Raw genomic sequence first — 18,491 nt, forward strand, 5'->3', positions numbered from 1 at the left:
CTTATGGCTCCTCCCTCAGCTGATCGACATCTTTGGGCACCTGACCTGCTGGCAACGGGAATACCGTCACCGCACAAGCTTTCAGCTCCGGCATCTTGGTGATCGGATCCTGCGCCGTATTGGTAAGCTGATTCGACGGCGCTTCTTTGAAATGGTACGGCATGCTGACCAAACCCGGCGGTACATCGGGGGTGATCATCGCCCGGGTTTCAATATAGCCCCGGCGCGAGCGCACCCCGATGGGCCCATAGCGGGTGATCTTGAGCTGCCGGGCATCGTCAGGATGGATAAACAGCAAACCGGGCGGGGTTTCGCGCTCCAACAGCGGCGATTTACGGGTCATCGAGCCGCAGCCATAATGGAAATGAAGCCGGTTGGTCGTCAGCAGCAGCGGGTAATCGGCGTCCACCGACTCGTCAATGGCAGTGTAGTGAACCGGGATCAAACGAGCTTTGCCGATGGGAAAGCTGTCGCGATGCAGAATGTCGGTGCCGTTCGGGGCGTCGTCGTTGCAGGGCCATTGCAGCCCCTGCGCCCAAATCATCTTGTCGTAGCGCATCCCCTGATAGGCTGGGGTCAGCGCCGCCATCTCATCAAACACCGCTTGGCTGTTCGGCCAGTTCAATTGATCGCTTCCAAGACGCTGCGCCAGGGCATTTAGCCACTGCCAGTCGCCCATCGCCGAACCCGGCGGTTGCAGCGCCTGAGCGATGTGCTGGACCCGACGCTCACAGTTGGTAAAGGTGCCTTCTTTTTCCGCGAATGACGCCGCCGGCAGCACATAATCGGCCAGTTTGGCAGTTTCGGTCATCGTCAGCTCGGCCACCACCAACAAGTCCAGCTGCTTGAAGGCTTCGCGAACGTGGTTCTGATCCGGGTCCGTCACCACCGGATCTTCACCAAACAGGATCAAGCCGTGAAATTCACCGGCCAGGACCGCTTTGCTCATACCCAGCGACGTCAACCCCGGTTGGTCAGCGACCTCGCCCTGCCAGGCCTGGTTAAACTTCTGCTGCACTGCATCGTTATCCGCGCCCTGATAGCCGGGATAGACATTCGGCAGGCAGCCCATATCACAGGCGCCCTGCACATTGTTCTGCCCCCGCAGCGGATTAATGCCGGTGCCGGGACGGCCGATCTGACCGCACACCAACGCCAGATTAGACAACGCAATCACGTTCTGAGTCCCGCTGACAAACTGGGTGATCCCCATCCCATAGAGGATCATCGCCTTCTCGGCCTTCGCATAAGCTTTCGCCACGGCCCGGATCTGCCCGGCATCAACCCCGGTAATTGCCTCGACGGATGCCGGAGTAATGGCTTCAACTTGCCGCGCCAGTTCGTCAAACCCGTCACAGCGCTCAGCAATAAAATCAGCGTTGTGCCAGTTTTCTTCAAAAATGACCTGGAGCATGGCGTTAATCAGGGCAATATTGCTGCCCGGTTTGAGCTGAAGATGGATATCAGCCACTTTGGCCAAACGGGTCTGACGAGGGTCAATGACGATCAGCTTGGCACCCTGTTGCTGGGCTGCAAAAATCTGTCCGCCCAGTACGCTGTGATTCTCGGTCGGGTCGGCGCCAATCACCACGATCAAATCTGTGTTGAAGATATCCTTGGCGCTGTTGGTCATCGCCCCGGAGCCCAACGTCTGCTTGAGTCCGGCGACCGTCGGGCTATGGCAGATCCGGGCGCAGTGATCGACATTATTGGTTTTGAGTACCGCCCGGGCAAATTTTTGCGCCGCGTAGTTATCTTCATTGGTGGCGCGGGCACTGCTGATCACGCCAATTGCCGCAGGTCCGGATTCATCGAGGATCTCGCGAATGGACTGGCTAATGTCATCCAGCGCTTCATCCCAGCTGACAGGCTCAAACCGATCCCGGCAGCGTTTGAGCGGCTGGGTGATCCGGTTATCCGGCCGGATCGCATATGCCGTGCTCCAGCCTTTTTCGCACAGTTTGCCATGGCTGATCGGATGGCCGGGCACCGGCTCTACACCGGTTAACCGCCCGCGAGCATCCATTTTCAGGGTAATGCCGCATCCCACCCCGCAAAATGGACATATGGTCTGAACTCTTGAGGAAGACATCGAGAACCCCAGCCCTGTTCTGATTGCCGCTCGATTCAAGCAGCCTCTGAATCACTGGTCTGAGTATAGCAACGGGTATTCAGTCCGAAGTTGCAGGAATGCTAAAGCCGCCCTAATCCTGAGCTGGATCAATCCCCCGCGTCATCATCCGGCTGATGATATTTCACCGATGGTTCATGGTGAGCACCGCGTAAATAGATCAAGTGATAAATCAGCCCGACCAGTACACTGCCCCCCACCAAATTACCGAGAATCACCGGGATCAGGTTGCCGATAAAGCCGAGCCAGGTGATCGCCCCGGCTGCAGTGCTGGCCTCGCCGCTCGCCTGCAACAGCATCGCCAGCGGAATGAAGTACATATTGGCAATACTGTGTTCAAACCCGGCCGCGACAAAAGCTGAAATGGGAAAAACAATCGCCACGGCCTTATCAATCACGCTCCGCCCAGCCAGCGCCATCCAGACTGCCATACACACCAGCACATTACAGAGCATGCCGCGGAAAAACGCGGTCCAGAAGGGTAAATTGCATTTCGCTGCCGCGATGTTGAGATAAACTTCGGCAATGGCACCGTTATTAAGATTGGCATGACCGGAGACAAACACCAGCACCGCCAGCCCGGCCGCTCCGATAAAATTGGCCCCGCACACCACGGCCCAGTTTTTCAGCAGCTCTGCGGTGGTGATCTTTTTGTCGGCCCAGGCCATCGCCAGCAAGTTGTTGCCGGTAAACAACTCGGCCCCGGCAACCACCACCAGCAGCAGGCCGAGGGAAAAAGTCAACCCGCCCAGCACCTGCCCGGTGGCAAAGCTAAAAGTGGCGTCCGATTTGACCAGCGCATAATACAGCCCGCCCAAGCCGATAAAAGCCCCGGCCAAGATGCCCAGCATCACCATGGACAGCAGCGGTAACCGGGCCTTGGTCACCCCCAGTGTATCGACTTTCTCGGCAATTTCCTTCGGCGAGAACGCATCAAAACCGTACAACATCCCAGCTCCCCCAAGTCAAACAGGCACGGTCAAAATGACCGGCAACGATACAATTCATACCGGCGCGGCCAGATTGCCTTATTAACCTAGTTCAGCTGGCGGGTTTAGCAACCACGGTTCATTGGCCGCAACGCATTCATTCAGAACACCACCATCTTCATCTCAATGGGTCTCAGTCACTGATATACCCCCAAAAGAGCAACGTATAAGTGCATATAATTTCATCACTCAATATGAATGACACAGGTTTCTTGAAGGACTTAACACTTTCGAGGGGGACGGGTATGACAAAATGCAAATCGATGAATAAGGAAAGTTGAGATGAATCTTCAGAAAATCAATCAGCTGGTCTCCCAACACGTGCCAGAAAAGGAAGCTGTGGTGGCACAGTTGCAGACAGCCATGGCTGTCGACAGCACCTGCCCCAATGTGGTGGTCTACGGCGTTTATAATTCAGGGAAGAGCTCGCTTCTGAATTCCCTCACCAATCACTTCACCGATGAATTCTTCCAGACGCGCGAGGTTCCGGAAACGCGAGAAAACAAGCATTTCGAATATCAAGGGATCCGATATATCGATACGCCAGGGCTGGATGTCAACACTCAGGATACTCAGGCCGCCAATCAGGGAGCTGTTCAGGCTGACATTATTTTGTTGGTGCATCGGTTAAGCGCCGGCTCGCTTCAGCAGCCGGATTTAGAAGCCATGACTGCAATCAGCCGGGCCCACACCAAACCGGAAAGTATCTTTGTTGTCCTGACCGAAGCCGAAACCGCCGATGAAAACCAGGCGGTGATCGCGGAAATCACTCGACAATTACGGCAGGCCATTGCCCCGGAAATATCACCTTATCTTGTTGCAAACCCTGTGTTTTGCAAAGGGATGCGTGAAGATAAACCCGCCCTGGTCAAGTTCAGCGGCATTCCGGCGCTGAAAGCGCAACTCCAAAAGACCACAGGCCAAATGGCTCCCGAGCTGGCCGCCGAGCGAGAAAAGAAAACTCAAGCGATGGTGACGGAGCTTCTGGCGGCTGTCGCCGAACAGCAAACGCTGATACAAGCAAGGCTGGCAATCGAGGAAGCCAAGGAACGTCAGCATAAAGCAGTATTTGTCGAGCGCATCAAAGCGTTCCAGCAAGCATTGCAAACCCAGTTAAACGACATCGAATCAGTATAGGAGTCGATATGTGGTGGTTAGCAGCACCGGTCGCCATCTGGGCCGGTAAAAAAATCTATGATGCAGTATCGGAAGACAGCAGCTCTTCTTCCTACACCTACAGCGATAACAGCGCGCAGAAAACGCGCTGGGCTCAGCAGGAACAAACAGAAAAAGAGCGGCAAGCCCGTAAAAGGCGAATGAGAGAGCAACTCCACAAGGCCAAGAGTGCCGAACTTGAAGCCATCAGCCAGGAGTTTCTAGCCGAACCCATCAATCCTCTCGGCGATTATATTCATGTCGTCAATAAGTTCTGCAAGCAGAAGATCCGAGGGACACAAAGCGCAACCAATGCGCTATCGCTATTTGATCGCGATAAAGTGAAATTGAAGTCGTTCACCGCGTCCAAAAACGCGCTGAAGCAGCAACTAACATCACTGGAAGAGTTAGAAAAGCTGTTGAAGGAGCAAAAACCGTTATGACGTCTTTAACGACTCACCGGGCGTTTTATCAGCGCACCACAGCCCTGTCGAAAGAACTGGCTACCATTGAGAGTCAAGTGAAACAACAAGAACAGCAATTGTTGGCCCAAATAGCCAAAGTAGTTCGAAGTGTTGACGAGGCAACCGCAGTCCAAGCCAAAGATACATCGGCGATTGCACAGACTGTGCAGGGAAGCCTGACGGAGATCCGCCAGGTGATCACAGCCTGGCAGAAGAAAGTCAGCAGTTACGAAACCGGCTTGTCCTTTCGCAAAAAATTCGGTGACTCCCTACTGATCTTTGTCTATGGCAAAGTCAAAGCCGGTAAAAGCTCACTGGGCAATTACATGGCAACCGGCCGTCGTGAGCCGGACTCAGCATGGCTGGCCGAAGTTGCAACACAATTACATCAACCTGAATTCTTCTCCGAGGAAATTAATCTGGCGTTTGATGAGACCATCAATCACGAGGAGGGATTCCGGGTCGGCTCCCAGGAAACCACCAGTTGCATTCAGGGCTTTCAGGTTCCCGGTATGACTTGGGTCGACTCTCCGGGGCTCCATTCAACCCATGGCGAAAACGGCGATCTGGCCCAGAAATATGTCGAAAGTGCAGATCTCATCATCTATCCCATGAACTCAGCGCAACCGGGCCGTGGAACCGATCTACGTGAGCTGGAATCCTTGCTCAGGGCCGGTAAGCGTATCCTGCTGCTCATCACGCGGTGCGATACGATTGAATATGATTTGGATGACGAAAGTCAGGAAGTGATCAAAACCCTGGTGATGAAACCGGCTCAGGATCGCCGCGATCAGGAAGCGTATGTTCAGCAAGAACTCGACAAACTGTGCGCGAGTCTGGCACTAAACAACGTCGATACGTCGGCACTAACGGTTTCCGTTGGTTTTGCTGAAATCCAGGCAAACAGCGAAGCCGCAATGGATGCTTCCGGACTCAATGCGCTCTTTCACAAACTGGCCGCAGTGATCAACTCTGAAGGCATGGCACTAAAAAAACAAGTTCCGCACCAGAATCTTCAGGCCTTTTACCGCGAGCTGTTGGAAGACAAAACAGCACTGAGTATCACACGCCTGATCCAGCCGTTGCGGCATGCGCTGGATGAAATCACAGCACAGGAAGCCCAGCTTGAAAACCTTCAGGAACAGCAACTGGCCAAAATCCAGTCCCTGTTTGCTGTCCAGGTTGACATCCAAGTCGAACAGTTCGCAAACAGCCGGGATCTCAAAACGCTAGATAAGGTCCTGAAAGACTGGATTGAGGAAGCCATCGAGCAGCACTACCAACCGAAACTGGTGCAGCTTTGCCAGAAAGCATTAGGTGCCATGGCTGAGTTGCCGCAAGAGATGGACCTGTGCGGGGGCTTATCATTTAGCGATACAACCCGCCAAATCGAAATTGATGTCACCCGCAAACGAGCTGCTGTCGGGGGTGGTGTCGGATCGCTATTCGGGGCGATTGTCGGCGGGATGATCGGCGGCCCGGCAGGGATCGCCATTGGCGGAACCGCAGGCAGCCTGATTGGCAGTGCCGGCGGCAAACTCCTCACCAGCACCCAAACCGTGAATGTGGTATGCGGCGATAACCGGGAAGAAATTAAAGATGCCTTGCTGATGAGTGGCGAGAAATGGATTAAGGAATCGCTGCATGCTCGCCAGGCCCATGCCCGGCACAATGTCTTTACCCCGATCCGGGCGGCTTTGACGCTGGTTTATGACGAAACCATAAGTTTGCAACACTATATTGAAGGACAAAAAAAATGTTTGAACACTTTCATGCAGTACGTACCGTGCTAGATGCCTGCCGGGATCAACTAACGACCTATGTCGGTTCTGATAAAGTCGCAGCGCTGGCAACAGAAATCGAGGAAAGATCTGCACACTGTCAGCCTGTCGTGATGGTGTACGGTGTCTATAACGCCGGAAAGAGTACCCTGCTCAACGCCCTGATCGGCCAAGAGGAAGCCGAAGTTGGTGATATTCCGAAAACGGATCAGGTCAATGTGTATCAGGTGGGCGATGTACAGGTTCTGGATACCCCGGGTATTGATGCGCCGATAGAACACGAAGCTGTCAGCCGCGAGCAACTGAAAAAATCCGATGCGGTGATCTTTGTCCTGAGCAGCGATGGGGTTTTGGAAGAACAACAGACCTATGAGGAGATCGGAAAAATTCTGGCGTCCGGAAAACCCCTGCTCGTCGTCATCAACAACAAGAGCGGTTATCAGGACAGTGATCCGGATTATGTCGCCCTGAAAGAGAAGTTTCGCAGTAACCTGTATCAGCATTTCGCAGAAAACGAGCCCCTGCTGACTCGCCTGAATGAAACCCCGGATTTTCTGGTCAATGCCGATCTGGCTTTGAAGGGCAAACTCACCGGTAAAGCGAAACTGGTCGAAATCAGCCAAATCGAAGCCCTGGAAAAGGCTGTCGCCCGGCTGTTTAAGGAGACCGATAGTTCCCGCGTCGCATCGACGTTGGCTTACCAGTTAAGTGAGCTATTGGAGGAAGCCACCAACCAGGCACAGGGACAAGCAGCGCAACATGAATTGCAGCAGCTGGAAGCCCTGATCACCAGTATTGCTGATGCCAGAAGTACAGTCTTCGACAAAGTCAAAACCCGGGCAGAAAAGGCAAAACCAAGCTTTAAGACTGAACTGGTCTCTTTGTTTGAAGACGGCCGGGTCGATGCCGTTGAGCCGGTGCTGACTGCCTGGCAAAATGATCTGGGGGATTATTTCGATTATCAATTACAACGTGCAGCTAAAAAGCTGGACGCTGAAGCAGCCGAAGTGGCGAAAATATTCCGAAACTCGCCATCATATGCCGAGAGTTTTCACGATGATGACAACGCACAAGCTGAAAACGGCTCCGGCTTCACCGAGCTGTTAAAGGGCCTTGCGATCAAAGGCGGCAGAGCCGGCATCAGCGATGAGCTCATGAAAGAAGGGATTATCTACGCCCTCAAACAAGGGAAATCTCTGGCCCCTGAAATATTTAAAGGGATCGGCAAGAAAACCATGGAAAAAATGGCTGGTAAGGTCGTTCCCTTTATCGGCCCGGCCATTGACGTGCTTGTGGCGATTTATGACTACCTCAAAGCTAGGGAACAGGAACAAAAGGAAATGCGTCAAGCGCAGCAGCGTTCTGAGCGGATCCGACTGCATGTGGCAACCCTGGTCGAGGAACTCTACGACGACTTCTATGAGCGGACCAGCGATACGTTAGAAGATACCTTCAACCCGATGACCTTGAGCCTGGAAAGCAGCCTTCGCGAACTGTCAGCGCAAGTCGGCGGGGTCGAATCCGATCTTCGCGCTTTAAAACGCGCGCTGGCGCAACTGAAGCAACCAGCGTAACCCGCTCAAGCTCCAATGTTTTCGAGTCAATTCGAGCATTTAGCCCCGCAGCGCCTGCGGCGGGGTTCTTGACGCGTCTTCAGGCTGTATCATTTGGCCTAAAGGCGCGCATAAACTAGGTGAGGGCGCATCCCTTCCCCCTCACGTCCTTCCAGATTCACGCCACAGCGCGGTGACTGCTTCGGTTTCCGATGGCTCAAATGGGCCGATCGTAAAACTTGAGACTGCTGGTTTACTTGGTTGTGTGTTGCTTTCCATCCTTGTTCCTATTCCTTGGGTGATTCAGTCAATTTGACTCAACAATCAAATGTTTCAAGCTATGGCACATGATCCAAAACCGGCCGCATGTCTTCAATAATTTCCAGTACCTGCTGGCGCAACCAGCGCACGCCGGGATCCGCTTCGGAGCGGATGTGGTAGGCCAGGCTAATCGGTGCCGGTGGCACATCCAGCGGCAGCGGCTGGCTGATCAGGGTTTCGGCAACAATGTCATGATGGGCCACCGGATAAGGCAGCACACAGATCAGATCGGTTTGCTTGATCAAATCGATTGCCGCAGCAAAGCTGTTCACCGTCATCGCAATCCGTCGCTGCAACTGGTGTTTTGCCAGCGCCGAACAGACCACACTGCCGGTATTGCCGGACAGCGATACCATCAGATGCTCAGCGCCAGCGAAAGCTTCAAGCGACGGGGCGGTTTGGGCGAGCGGATGTGTCGGTCGCATCAGACAGGTGAAGCGGTTATCAAACAGGTGCTGGCGCACAATCTTACGATTCTGGCTTTCATAATAGTCCGCCACGAGATCGACCTCGGCGTCGACCAGCAGCGATTCCCCGTTGCCGCGAAACGGCATGGCGTGCAAATTCACCATCGGCGCCTGCTGCTCAATCCGCTGGCGCAGCGGCAGCCAGAGCATCCGGGTCATGCCGTCGGTCAACGCAATACGAAACGTGCGTTCGCTGCTGGCAGGCTCAAACCGCTGCTCGGTGGTCGCATGAACCAGCGTCTGGATCGCCGGGCGGATTTCCTGCCACAGCACTTCTGCCCTCGGCGTCGGTTTAATCCCTCGCCCATCGCGGACAAACAACGGATCTTTCCAGGCATAGCGCATCCTCGAAATCGCTTTCGAAACCGAAGGCTGCGTCAGCGCCAGCCGATCAGCCGCTGCCGTCACCGACTGCTCCGCCATAATGGCATCAAAAATCACCAGCAGATTAATATCAAGTTTGGCCATCTTCCCTCATCTCTTTTCCTGCAGTTCCTTGCTTACCCCGGGTGCTTCAGCACTTCGACGCTTTAGCGCATTGGCGCATTGGCGCATTGGCACTTTGACGCTTTAGTGCATTAGCGCCTTAACGCTTTAGTGCTTGGAGGCTCGGACGCCTCGACACATTAAAGCGGTACTGCACGTCAGCGCACCACTCATTCCCAGATGGAATGATATCTATATCAACCATCAATTTTACGACATGACTGTAGCAGAACATAATGATTTCAAGCCAAACAAAATGAGGAAAAACAAGATGAAAGCAATCGTTATGAACCAATACGGGCCAGCAGACCAACTCAGTATCAGCCAAATCACTGCCCCGAAACCCGAAGACGGCCAAGTGCGAATCCAGGTCAAAGCCGCCAGCGTGAATCCGGTCGATACCATGGTCCGGGCCGGGATGCTGGAAAGCTTTTTCTCTCTCCCCCTGATTGCCGGTTGGGATGTTGCCGGGGTGGTGCTGGAGACTGCGGGCGATTCACACGGTTTGCAAATCGGTGATGAAGTAATGGCAATGATCCCAATCGGCCAACCGGGCGCTTATGCCGAGCAGGTGATTGTCGACAGCGCACTGGTGGTGAAAAAACCCAACAAGCTGAGCTTTGAGCAAGCCGCCGGAACACCCATGGTGTCCCTGACCGCCTGGCAGGCCATTCACGACCTGGGCCAGGTCTCTTCCGGGCAAACCGTTCTAATCCACGGCGGCTCCAGTGCGGTCGGCGCCTTTGCGATTCAGTACGCCAAACTGGCCGGTGCCCGTGTTATTGCGACCGCTTCGGCTCCAAATCACTCTTATCTGCGTGAGCTGGGCGCCGATCAGTGCATCGATTATCGCAGCGAGCAGTTTGAAGCCATAGTCAGCAATATCGATCTCGTTGTTGCTGCCATCGGCGAAGAAGGTCTGCTGGAGCGTTCGCTCAAGGTCATCAAATCCGGCGGCAAGCTGGTCTCGACGCTCAGTGAAATTGACCCGGAGATCGCCCAGGCCAGTGGCGTCACATTCCAGCGTGTCTGGGTCACGCCGGTCCACGATAAACTGGCCCACATTGCCAACCTACTCAGCGACGGGCAGTTGTCATTGAAGATCGATTCTGTCTTCCCGCTTGAACAAGCCGCACAAGCCCATCAGCGCAGCGAGTCCAAACGCGCAGTGGGGAAAATCATTCTGACCATGGATTAGCGATGCCATTGGAAAGTGTCCTGTCAAGCAACAGGCCCGCCCGGCGGGCCTGGCCCTCTGTCAGAAACAAGCTGCCAGACACCACGATTTATGCTCACCATCCTGAGTTCAAACACCGGATGCGTTCAAAAAGTTCCTGGCCGAAACAAGACCAACTCGCTTCTTTTTCTATACTTAGGAAATTCTCCCGGATTTTACTGAGGAAGCACGCGGATGAAACAGCCGACAAAAATAATGACAGCCGCTTTGGTGATGTTGTTCAGCTTGATCCAACTCCCCGTGGCACAGGCGGCGATGATCACCACCGGAGAAGCGATCCAGATACAGCAAAGGAATATCGATCGCAACAATCTCCTGTCGATGCTGCAAAAGGATGAACTGCGCGCTCAGTTGGCTGAATATGGGGTGGATGCACAGTTGGCTGCCGAGAGGATCAGTCACATGACCGATGCAGAGATTGCCATGCTCAATGATCACCTGGATGACATGCCGGCCGGCGAGAGCTTTCTCAGTGTGATCGGGCTAATTGTGGTCGTCTTGGTGTTCACGGATCTGTTCGGCGCAACAGACGTGTTTCCCTTTATCAGACCAGTCAATTGACGGCGTGCTCCCCTCTTTTCCTGCTTTTTCGGCGTGTCCACGTCTGGGGTATCGTCATCACCGTGTTACTCTCGGGCTGCAGCGCGCCTGGGTCATGGCGTGCGCAAATCGACCCAGAGCGGTCGCTGCCTGCCAACGTAGAACTGGATGACACCCCGTTTTTTTCACAGGCGCGTTATCAGTGCGGACCTGCGGCACTGGCGACGATACTGAAAGCGTCCGGTATTGAAACCACCCCGGATGCGCTGACCCCGTATGTCTACCTTCCCAAGCGGCAAGGGAGTTTACAGCCGGATATGATCGCCACCACCCGTCGTTTTAAGCGCCTGCCTTATCAAGTGGATGGCAATCTCACTACGGTTTTGACTGAAATCGCAAACGGACAGCCGGTGCTGGTGCTACAAAATCTGGGATTGAGCTGGTACCCCCAATGGCACTATGCCGTGCTCATCGGTTATGACCTGAGCCAAAATACAGTCACGCTACGCTCTGGCACAGAACGCCGCCATGTGATGCCAATCGGCACCTTTGAGCAAACCTGGGCACGTGCGGGACGCTGGGCCATCGCCGCCCTCAGGCCTGATGAACTCCCCGTCACCGCCAACGCATCCGGTTATCTGCGTCTCGTGCATGATATTGAAACACTGCATCCCGAACTGGCAGCGACCGCCTACCAAACAGCAATCGCTCAATGGCAAGATGAGCCGCTCTTATGGCTAGCCTTAGGGAACCTGTATTACCAGCGAAAGCAATTTAAACGCTCCGTCGAAACCTTTGGCGAAGGGCTGGCATACCATCCGCAACAGGTTCAGCTGTGGAATAACTATGCTTATGGCCTTCGCGCCCGGGGATGCCAGGCTGCGTCACTGAACGCAATTCAGTGCGCCATTCAAATCAACCCAACCGATCCGGCACTCAGGCAAAGCCTCGCAGAATTGCAGGGCACCGGCATTGAAATGAACCAAGACTGTCCGGTTTTATCCTGCCCGCAATAGTTCCCTCGGATTGACATTACGAAACCGCTAGACCCGTTCAGGTAGAGAACCGCCACGCCTGAATGTGCGCAAAAATCCCGGCGGAATTGTTCAAGCCAAGCCGCTTAAATATTCTTCATCGCCCGTTCATAGATGCTCAACATGGTCGTTCGGGGCAACAACCGATTCAAAAACACATAGAACTTATTTTCAAACAACGGTATTTCGCGAAGTTTCTCGGCAAACATCGCTTTGAGACCAAGCCGGGCAATTTCTTGGGGATGGGCACGATGCTTGGCCGAAAACGTGCCGGTGCCCGATTTCGCGTCGTCTTTACCCTCAAAGGTAAAAAAACCGGTATCGGTGCGCCCCGGAGAAAGGCACGTCATACTCACGCCGCTTGATTTCATTTCCAGCGCCATCGCTTCGGTAAAACTGGCGACATAGGCTTTGGTGGCCGCATAGGCGGCAAAATAAGGCTGGGGCTGATACGCGGCTGTCGAGGCGACATTCAGAATATGACCGCTCCCCTGCACTGCCATACGTTCAGCAAAATAGCGACTCAACCGGGTCAGCGCACTCACATTTAAAGCCAGCATAGCCGAAATATCGCTTTCTTTCAGCTCAGTATGTTTTCCATATAAGCCAAAGCCCGCATTGTTGATGGCCACATCAATCGGCTGCTCAACCTGTTCCAACTGTTCAATCATTGCCGTCACTTCGTCGCTGCATGATAGGTCGGCGACGAGCGTCAGTTGTACATTCGGTAAAGACGCGCTCAATTCGCTCAACTTCCTGACATTTCTGCCATGAAGAATCAGCCCGTAACCTTGCTGGGCCAACAACTCAGCAAAAGCCAGTCCAATGCCTGATGTTGCGCCGGTAATCAATGCTGTTTTCATCCGTTTCACCTCAATTATTCGTATTTGAGGTGCCAGCATAAAGTCTCCCCTATACCGGAGAGTCAACCGCTTTCGGTAAAGATTGCAAAAGACAGCCATTATATTCCTGCACGCTGTCTTCTAGCTCAGTCAAGCCTTCCAACATGGCATTTAATTGCTGCATCTGCTCCAGCAGGCGTGCCCGCTTTCGGTTGATCTCAGTGGTCAGCAGATCCATCGGTATCAGGCCCTGCTGCGTTTTTGCCCGGGCAATCATTTTCAGCTCTTCCAGCGTAAACCCCAGGGTTTTGGCAAGTTTGATCATCGCCAGCACCGGCAAATAGCTTTCATCATAAACCCGGTACTTCCCCTCCCGCTGCGGGGCCTTGATCAGACCGATGTCTTCGTAATACCGGATGGCTTTAATGCTCACCCCGGATTGTTTCGCCAATGCGCCGATATACATATGAGCTCCAATATCCTGATAAACAAAGCCGCAACCCATCGTTCATCCATGATCCACCATCAGTTGCGGAACAAGTGACACCACCGGCTAGCCGCGCTGTGCATGCATCTCCCCAACGTCGCCTTGCTGTTTTTCTTTCAGATACAGATATAACGGCAGGCCGCATGAGACGCCGACGGTGAACGTCCCGATCAGGGCCAACCAGCGAAACCGCACCCCATGGGCTTTGCCGTCTGTGACAATGAATGTCGCGAGCGCCAGTGCAGCAACCACCACATCCAGCCAGGCAAAGATACTAATTGGGTTAGCGATAGCATCCTGGATCAGCCGGATCACATCCAACCCGTGTGTCATCAGCCAAGGTAGAAATGCCCCGTAAGGCAGCAGGATCCCTAACAGCGTGAAGATAAGATAAGTTCTTGCCATGTCGACCTCCTTGTCGAAAACGGTATTGGTCACAGAATACACAGGTACTATACACAAAAGAGCCGCTGAGTAGACAGCGGCTCTGAGAAGATCACAGCGAAAATCTGCGTTATACCGCGAGCTCGCCACCATCCTGGCGACGGATCACCACGATCGACGCCCGGGCACGAACCGTCGTTCCTTCCGGCGTTGCTTCTGCCGCATTGTCACTGTACGGCCAGTTCCCCGGATGCTGGATCGACACAAACATCGAGCGATGATCCGGGCTGATGGTAAACCCGGTCACTTCACAGCCGTTCGGACCGACAAAGAAACGCTTCAGTTCCCCTTGGTTTTCGGCACTGATGGTTTTCTGCTTGCCATCGGCATCCTTCAGGTTCGACGGTACCACGGCCAGCATCTGATCATTGGTGTAATTCTCCACTTCATCCGCACCGTTATCGGTCTGGATCCAGAGAATCCCGCGTGAATCAAAGGCGAGGCCATCCGGGCTGGCGAACTGGTTCATCTCATCCAGGCCGGACAGGTTAATCTCTTCCGAGGCATCGGCCGCCGAGCCGAAGACGAAGATATCCCAGGTGAAGTCGGTGTGGTTTTCGGCTTCGTCCCAACGGATCACATGGCCAAACTTGTTCATCAAGCGCGGGTTGGCCGGGTTGGTGCCGGTTTCTTCAGTCCGTTTGGTGTTATTGGTCAGGGTCAGGTAAACCGAGCCGGTGATTGGATCGACCGCACACCACTCCGGACGGTCCATCGGTGTCGCACCAACCAAGTCTGCCGCGCCAGCGGTATTGAGGATGATCTCAGCCTGGGTGCTGAAATGATCGGCCAGTGTGCCGTTATCCTTCGTGATACCATCCAGCGTCAGCGGCAGCCAGACCCCTTTGCCATCCGCATCAAAGCGCGCAACATACAGGGTGCCTTCATTCATGTATTTATCGCCCGTTCCCAGACGATCAACTGAATCAGCATCAGCCGGATCCCACACCGAGTCTGAGACGAACTTATACATATATTCAAAGCGTGAGTCGTGGCCTGAGTAAAACACCAACGGTTTGCCCGCTTCCAGCGTGCCAAACGTACAGCCTTCATGACGGAAACGGCCCAGCGCTGTACGTTTCACCGCTCGGGAGTTGGCGCGATATGGATCAATTTCTACGATATACCCGTGGCCATTGGCTTCGTTGCGATAATCGCTCAACTCGCTGTCACCGGTTGGGGTGACATCAAAACGGCGGAACTCGTCCAGACGCTCATCCGCGTTACCCGCCAGCGTTTCCCAACGATAGCGTCCGGTCGCATCGGCACCGGATGAAATGCCAATCCGGTCCTGATCAGCAGTGGTGACACCCTGATTGACAAAATAACCCGGCCAGTTTTCTTCACAGGTCAGATACGTGCCCCAAGGCGTATAGCCATTGCCGCAGTTATTCAAAGTGCCGCGCGCCTGGCTGCCATCCGGCGAAAACGGGGTCACTACGTGCTTAGTCGCTGCCAGCGGCCCGGCAATATCCATCGTGCTGGCCCCGGTATAACGGCGGTTGCGAGTATCTTGTTTCACCACCCACTGCTCACCTTCCAGGGCGATGTGGATCACGCTCACCCCATGGGCAAAAATCTCTTTTCGCACCGCATCGACGTCATTGCGGCTGCCATCCGGATCAAAGGTCGCCGCCATATCCGGGTGGAGTTCATCCATTTCAATGTATTCGTGGTTCACGCACAACAAGCCGTCTGTTGCACTGTCATTGAGCGGGAAAAAGTGCAGGCCGTCATGATTCATGCCGACGGCATTGGCCTGATCCATCGCGGTATTGCTGCCATCGTTTTGCCAGGCCTTGGCAATCCCGTTCAGTGGCGTGCCCCATGGGGCCAGCACCTGCGCGGTGTACCCCTCAGCAACATGGACGGCATCGGTCAGCGCGCCGGGGATCGACTCAAACTTTAAAGTCACAGGTTGGATGGTTTCTCCGGTCTTGGCTGTTGTGCTATCCGACGATGAGTTACATCCGGCCAGACCAAACGCCCCCATGGCCGCCATGGCACTGAGCCCCATCCCGCCTTTGAGGATTTTTCGGCGAGAGACAAAGGCATCGAGCACTTCATCAAAAGAGGTATTATCACTGCGGTTGTAACGCTTGGGATCAAAAACTGCCTTGCTCATTTACTTTCCTTGGCTATTAAGTTGTTGTTTTAAAGGCATCTAGGCTGAAGTAAATGTGTGACGGATTGATTGATGTTTGATGAAGAAAATATGCACATATATTTATATGAAGTATTACCCGAAGACTGCGCTTTCCTGACATGAAAAAGCCGCTGGGATCCCAACGGCTCAGTACCATTGATGACAGCGATTTCAAACGATGCTATTGCAAGATTTCCGGCTGGATTTCTGCTCTCGAATCACCGGCTGCAACATTGCGGTAATACACCACTTGCGTCGGTACCGTGTCTGTATTGTGGTAGCGCTTGTAGCGTGAAACATGGGTCCGATAAATTCCATATTTGAAATAAGCCCGCTTGTTCTCCAACGTGCGGCCATGGAATTTGACTTTCAGCTCATTATTCACCCAAACATAAAAAATGCCGTCATAATCACTGGACCACTTGGCATGAATTTCGATGCGATGCCACTTCCCACGCAGATCTTCGTCTTTTAACAGCTCCCACATGGTGTCGGTTTGCCCGCCGATTTGGTAGTCGAGGTGATAGCCGCCCTTGGTAATTTGTTCTGTGAATTTATGATAAGCCTGATTCTGAAACATGAAGACCGGCGGCGCTTTTTCCTGATGAAATTGCCCCATACCGCTCTTGATGGGATACAGATTTTGGTAATCCACGGGGAAATATACCTCCCAGGCGTACCAAACTTCATCACCATTCGCAACGCGACTGGTGCGTTGGCTAAGTTCACTGCGTTCCCGATCATGATGACAATCATCCCAGTCTTTATCACGAGAACAATCCCCGCTACGCACTTCAAACCGCTCTACCGGCCTCGGGTTATTCGGATCCAACGGATCAGTAACTAAGGTATAACCGTAACTCTTGTCGTTGAGCGAGCGCTGAAAATTGCCGAAGTCACCCCGATCAACTGACGAGCATCCTGCCAACATGCTCAGCGCCAGACATACGCCACCAAAATATTTCATGAAGATGAGTCCCTGCTTGTTATTTAACAGATATTTAACCACAGTGGAGACAAGCTTCAACGCAAAATAATGCTAAGCCTCAAAGTCAACTGACGCCCCCGTCGAGATCTCAAACGTATCCATATGAAATACTTAAAAAACCAATCACGAAGAGAGCAAAGAAAATATTACGAACAGACCACCTGGAAATGTTCTAACACCAGAACCATCTGCTCAGAGGGTTCGATGCCGACTTCATCACATTCGGCCGAGAAAAAATCCCAATGGGCTTTACGCCACCATGCAAGACTGAGATCGCCTTCCCCTTCGGCGCGGGCAAAGTCTTCCCCAACATCAGCAAAACGGCATTCACAGATGGAAGTAATTTTAATAATTGCTTTCGGATTGCCGTGCCAGTCAGTCACCACCTGGAGGTGCCCGGCCTGCGGCATGGTTTCGCCACCGTCCTCATACCAATACTTCATACTGCACGTAGCGGTTTTAGCACCACTGGTGACCAATTCGGCGCAGAGATTGGCATTGACTTCATCCGCGCAGAAATAATCCGCACTGAACGAGTTATGACGTTGCCGATCTGCTTCAGACAGCGTGTTGAGGTAGCTGTCGAGATACTGCTGCGCTTTTACTTCCATGTCGTGTGATTCCCTGAGTTGTACATTGATCAACCTGGAAGGCTATCACAACCCGAAGACCTATCGATATATTTTCTTTGATAACAAATAGATAGAAATCAATAAGCGAGAGGACACGCCCGAGAACACCATCTTCCCGGACGTAACAACACATGCCTACCCGGCGTTGTATTGCTGCTCCAACGCATTGGCACGCTGGTAGCCCGGATGCGCGCTCAGCAGCTCGCCGTAATGCTGAATATTCGGGAACTGCTCGCCCAGGCCGTACATCTGCACCAACTCAACAATGAAAGACATCATGACATCTGCCCCGGTCAGGCGCGCTTCCACCAGGTAGCTCTTCCCGGCCAGGCAATCATTGAAATAGTTCAGGACCTTCATGGTTTCTGCATCCGCATAATCGGCCAGGAAGTTCGTTTTTGCACCATCTTTAGCCACGAACATCTTGAGCAATAACGGCAGGATGGCCGAACTTTCGGCGAAATGCAGCCATTGCAGATATTCGGTATAGGCCCGGGTGCCGCGCGCCGGGGCCAGTTTGTCCGCGCCGTATGTGTCAATCAGGTACTCAGTGATTGCGCCTGATTCGGTGATCACCTGCCCCGCATCTTCAATCACCGGCGCCTTGCCCAATGGATGAATGGCTTTGAGTTCCGGCGGCGCCAGGAACGTCTCGGCATCCCGCTGATACGGGATAATCTCGTAGTTCAAGTCCAACGCTTCTAAAAGCCAGATGATGCGTTTTGAGCGTGACTGATTGAGGTGGTGGAGTTTGATCATGTGAATTCCTGTAAATTGCATGGTTGTCGGCAGCA

17 protein-coding genes are annotated in these 18,491 nt (G+C 53.5%); 7 read left to right on the forward strand and 10 right to left on the reverse strand.

The genetic code is table 11. The features are described from left to right. Position 1: 1 nt before the first annotated feature. Positions 2 to 2,092, reverse strand: a complete 2,091-nt coding sequence (gene fdhF / locus NH461_RS21405) for a formate dehydrogenase subunit alpha (protein WP_261602991.1) — start codon at positions 2,090 to 2,092, stop codon at positions 2 to 4. 128 nt (positions 2,093 to 2,220) lie between these two features. Beyond that, a complete protein-coding gene (locus NH461_RS21410) occupies positions 2,221 to 3,081 on the reverse strand; it encodes a formate/nitrite transporter family protein (RefSeq protein WP_261602992.1) in 861 nt (286 codons plus the stop codon). Positions 3,082 to 3,483: 402 nt separating this feature from the next. Here NH461_RS21410 and NH461_RS21415 point away from each other — a divergent pair, with 402 nt between their 5' ends. The 4 genes from NH461_RS21415 to NH461_RS21430 are packed head-to-tail and all read left to right on the forward strand — an operon-like array spanning position 3,484 to position 8,094. After that, on the forward strand, positions 3,484 to 4,257 hold the full coding sequence (locus NH461_RS21415; protein ID WP_261602993.1) for a GTPase: 774 nt from the start codon (positions 3,484 to 3,486) through the stop codon (positions 4,255 to 4,257). An 8-nt stretch (positions 4,258 to 4,265) separates the two neighbouring features. Beyond that, the gene (locus NH461_RS21420) at positions 4,266 to 4,718 is read left to right on the forward strand and encodes a hypothetical protein (protein ID WP_261602994.1); all 453 of its coding nucleotides are present in this window, start codon (positions 4,266 to 4,268) and stop codon (positions 4,716 to 4,718) included. Then, positions 4,715 to 6,532 carry a dynamin family protein gene (locus NH461_RS21425; RefSeq protein WP_261602995.1) on the forward strand — a complete coding sequence of 606 codons (1,818 nt, stop codon included), beginning with the start codon at positions 4,715 to 4,717 and terminating at the stop codon, positions 6,530 to 6,532. The genes NH461_RS21420 and NH461_RS21425 overlap by 4 nt, the downstream gene beginning before the upstream one ends. Next, complete coding sequence (locus NH461_RS21430; RefSeq protein ID WP_261602996.1) at positions 6,496 to 8,094, forward strand: GTPase; 1,599 nt, start codon at positions 6,496 to 6,498, stop codon at positions 8,092 to 8,094. Before NH461_RS21425 ends, NH461_RS21430 begins: the two co-directional genes overlap by 37 nt. A gap of 317 nt (positions 8,095 to 8,411) precedes the next feature. Here the strand turns inward: NH461_RS21430 and NH461_RS21435 are convergent, their stop codons facing one another. After that, complete coding sequence (locus NH461_RS21435; RefSeq protein ID WP_261602997.1) at positions 8,412 to 9,329, reverse strand: LysR family transcriptional regulator; 918 nt, start codon at positions 9,327 to 9,329, stop codon at positions 8,412 to 8,414. Between the two features lie 289 nt (positions 9,330 to 9,618). On the opposite strand from NH461_RS21435, the gene NH461_RS21440 reads away from it, so the two are divergent. From NH461_RS21440 to NH461_RS21450, 3 genes are all read left to right on the forward strand, one after another. Further along, on the forward strand, positions 9,619 to 10,545 hold the full coding sequence (locus tag NH461_RS21440; protein ID WP_261602998.1) for an NADP-dependent oxidoreductase: 927 nt from the start codon (positions 9,619 to 9,621) through the stop codon (positions 10,543 to 10,545). Positions 10,546 to 10,758: 213 nt separating this feature from the next. Next, a complete protein-coding gene (locus NH461_RS21445) occupies positions 10,759 to 11,145 on the forward strand; it encodes a DUF6627 family protein (protein WP_261602999.1) in 387 nt (128 codons plus the stop codon). A 62-nt stretch (positions 11,146 to 11,207) separates the two neighbouring features. Then, positions 11,208 to 12,140 carry a PA2778 family cysteine peptidase gene (locus tag NH461_RS21450; RefSeq protein ID WP_261603000.1) on the forward strand — a complete coding sequence of 311 codons (933 nt, stop codon included), beginning with the start codon at positions 11,208 to 11,210 and terminating at the stop codon, positions 12,138 to 12,140. Positions 12,141 to 12,244: 104 nt separating this feature from the next. Here the strand turns inward: NH461_RS21450 and NH461_RS21455 are convergent, their stop codons facing one another. The 7 genes from NH461_RS21455 to NH461_RS21485 form a co-directional block, all read right to left on the reverse strand. After that, positions 12,245 to 13,060 carry an SDR family NAD(P)-dependent oxidoreductase gene (locus NH461_RS21455; RefSeq protein ID WP_261603001.1) on the reverse strand — a complete coding sequence of 272 codons (816 nt, stop codon included), beginning with the start codon at positions 13,058 to 13,060 and terminating at the stop codon, positions 12,245 to 12,247. Positions 13,061 to 13,070: 10 nt separating this feature from the next. Further along, positions 13,071 to 13,466, reverse strand: coding sequence for a MerR family transcriptional regulator (locus NH461_RS21460; RefSeq protein ID WP_261603002.1), 396 nt, complete (start codon positions 13,464 to 13,466; stop codon positions 13,071 to 13,073). An 87-nt stretch (positions 13,467 to 13,553) separates the two neighbouring features. Continuing rightward, positions 13,554 to 13,892: a DUF2834 domain-containing protein gene (locus NH461_RS21465; RefSeq protein WP_261603003.1), complete on the reverse strand. Its 339-nt coding sequence runs from the start codon at positions 13,890 to 13,892 to the stop codon at positions 13,554 to 13,556. A 109-nt stretch (positions 13,893 to 14,001) separates the two neighbouring features. Next, entirely contained in the window at positions 14,002 to 16,056 is a 2,055-nt protein-coding gene (locus NH461_RS21470; RefSeq protein WP_261603004.1) for a PhoX family protein, read from the reverse strand. Positions 16,057 to 16,258: 202 nt separating this feature from the next. Next, positions 16,259 to 17,044 (reverse strand): polysaccharide lyase, encoded by a 786-nt coding sequence (locus NH461_RS21475; protein WP_261603005.1) that lies wholly within the window; start codon positions 17,042 to 17,044, stop codon positions 16,259 to 16,261. 167 nt (positions 17,045 to 17,211) lie between these two features. Next, positions 17,212 to 17,676, reverse strand: coding sequence for an ASCH domain-containing protein (locus NH461_RS21480; RefSeq protein ID WP_261603006.1), 465 nt, complete (start codon positions 17,674 to 17,676; stop codon positions 17,212 to 17,214). Positions 17,677 to 17,832: 156 nt separating this feature from the next. After that, a complete protein-coding gene (locus NH461_RS21485; RefSeq protein WP_261603007.1) occupies positions 17,833 to 18,456 on the reverse strand; it encodes a glutathione S-transferase family protein in 624 nt (207 codons plus the stop codon). Positions 18,457 to 18,491 lie beyond the last annotated feature (35 nt).

Source organism: Photobacterium sp. TY1-4, assembly GCF_025398175.1.
Taxonomy (GTDB): Bacteria; Pseudomonadota; Gammaproteobacteria; order Enterobacterales; family Vibrionaceae; genus Photobacterium.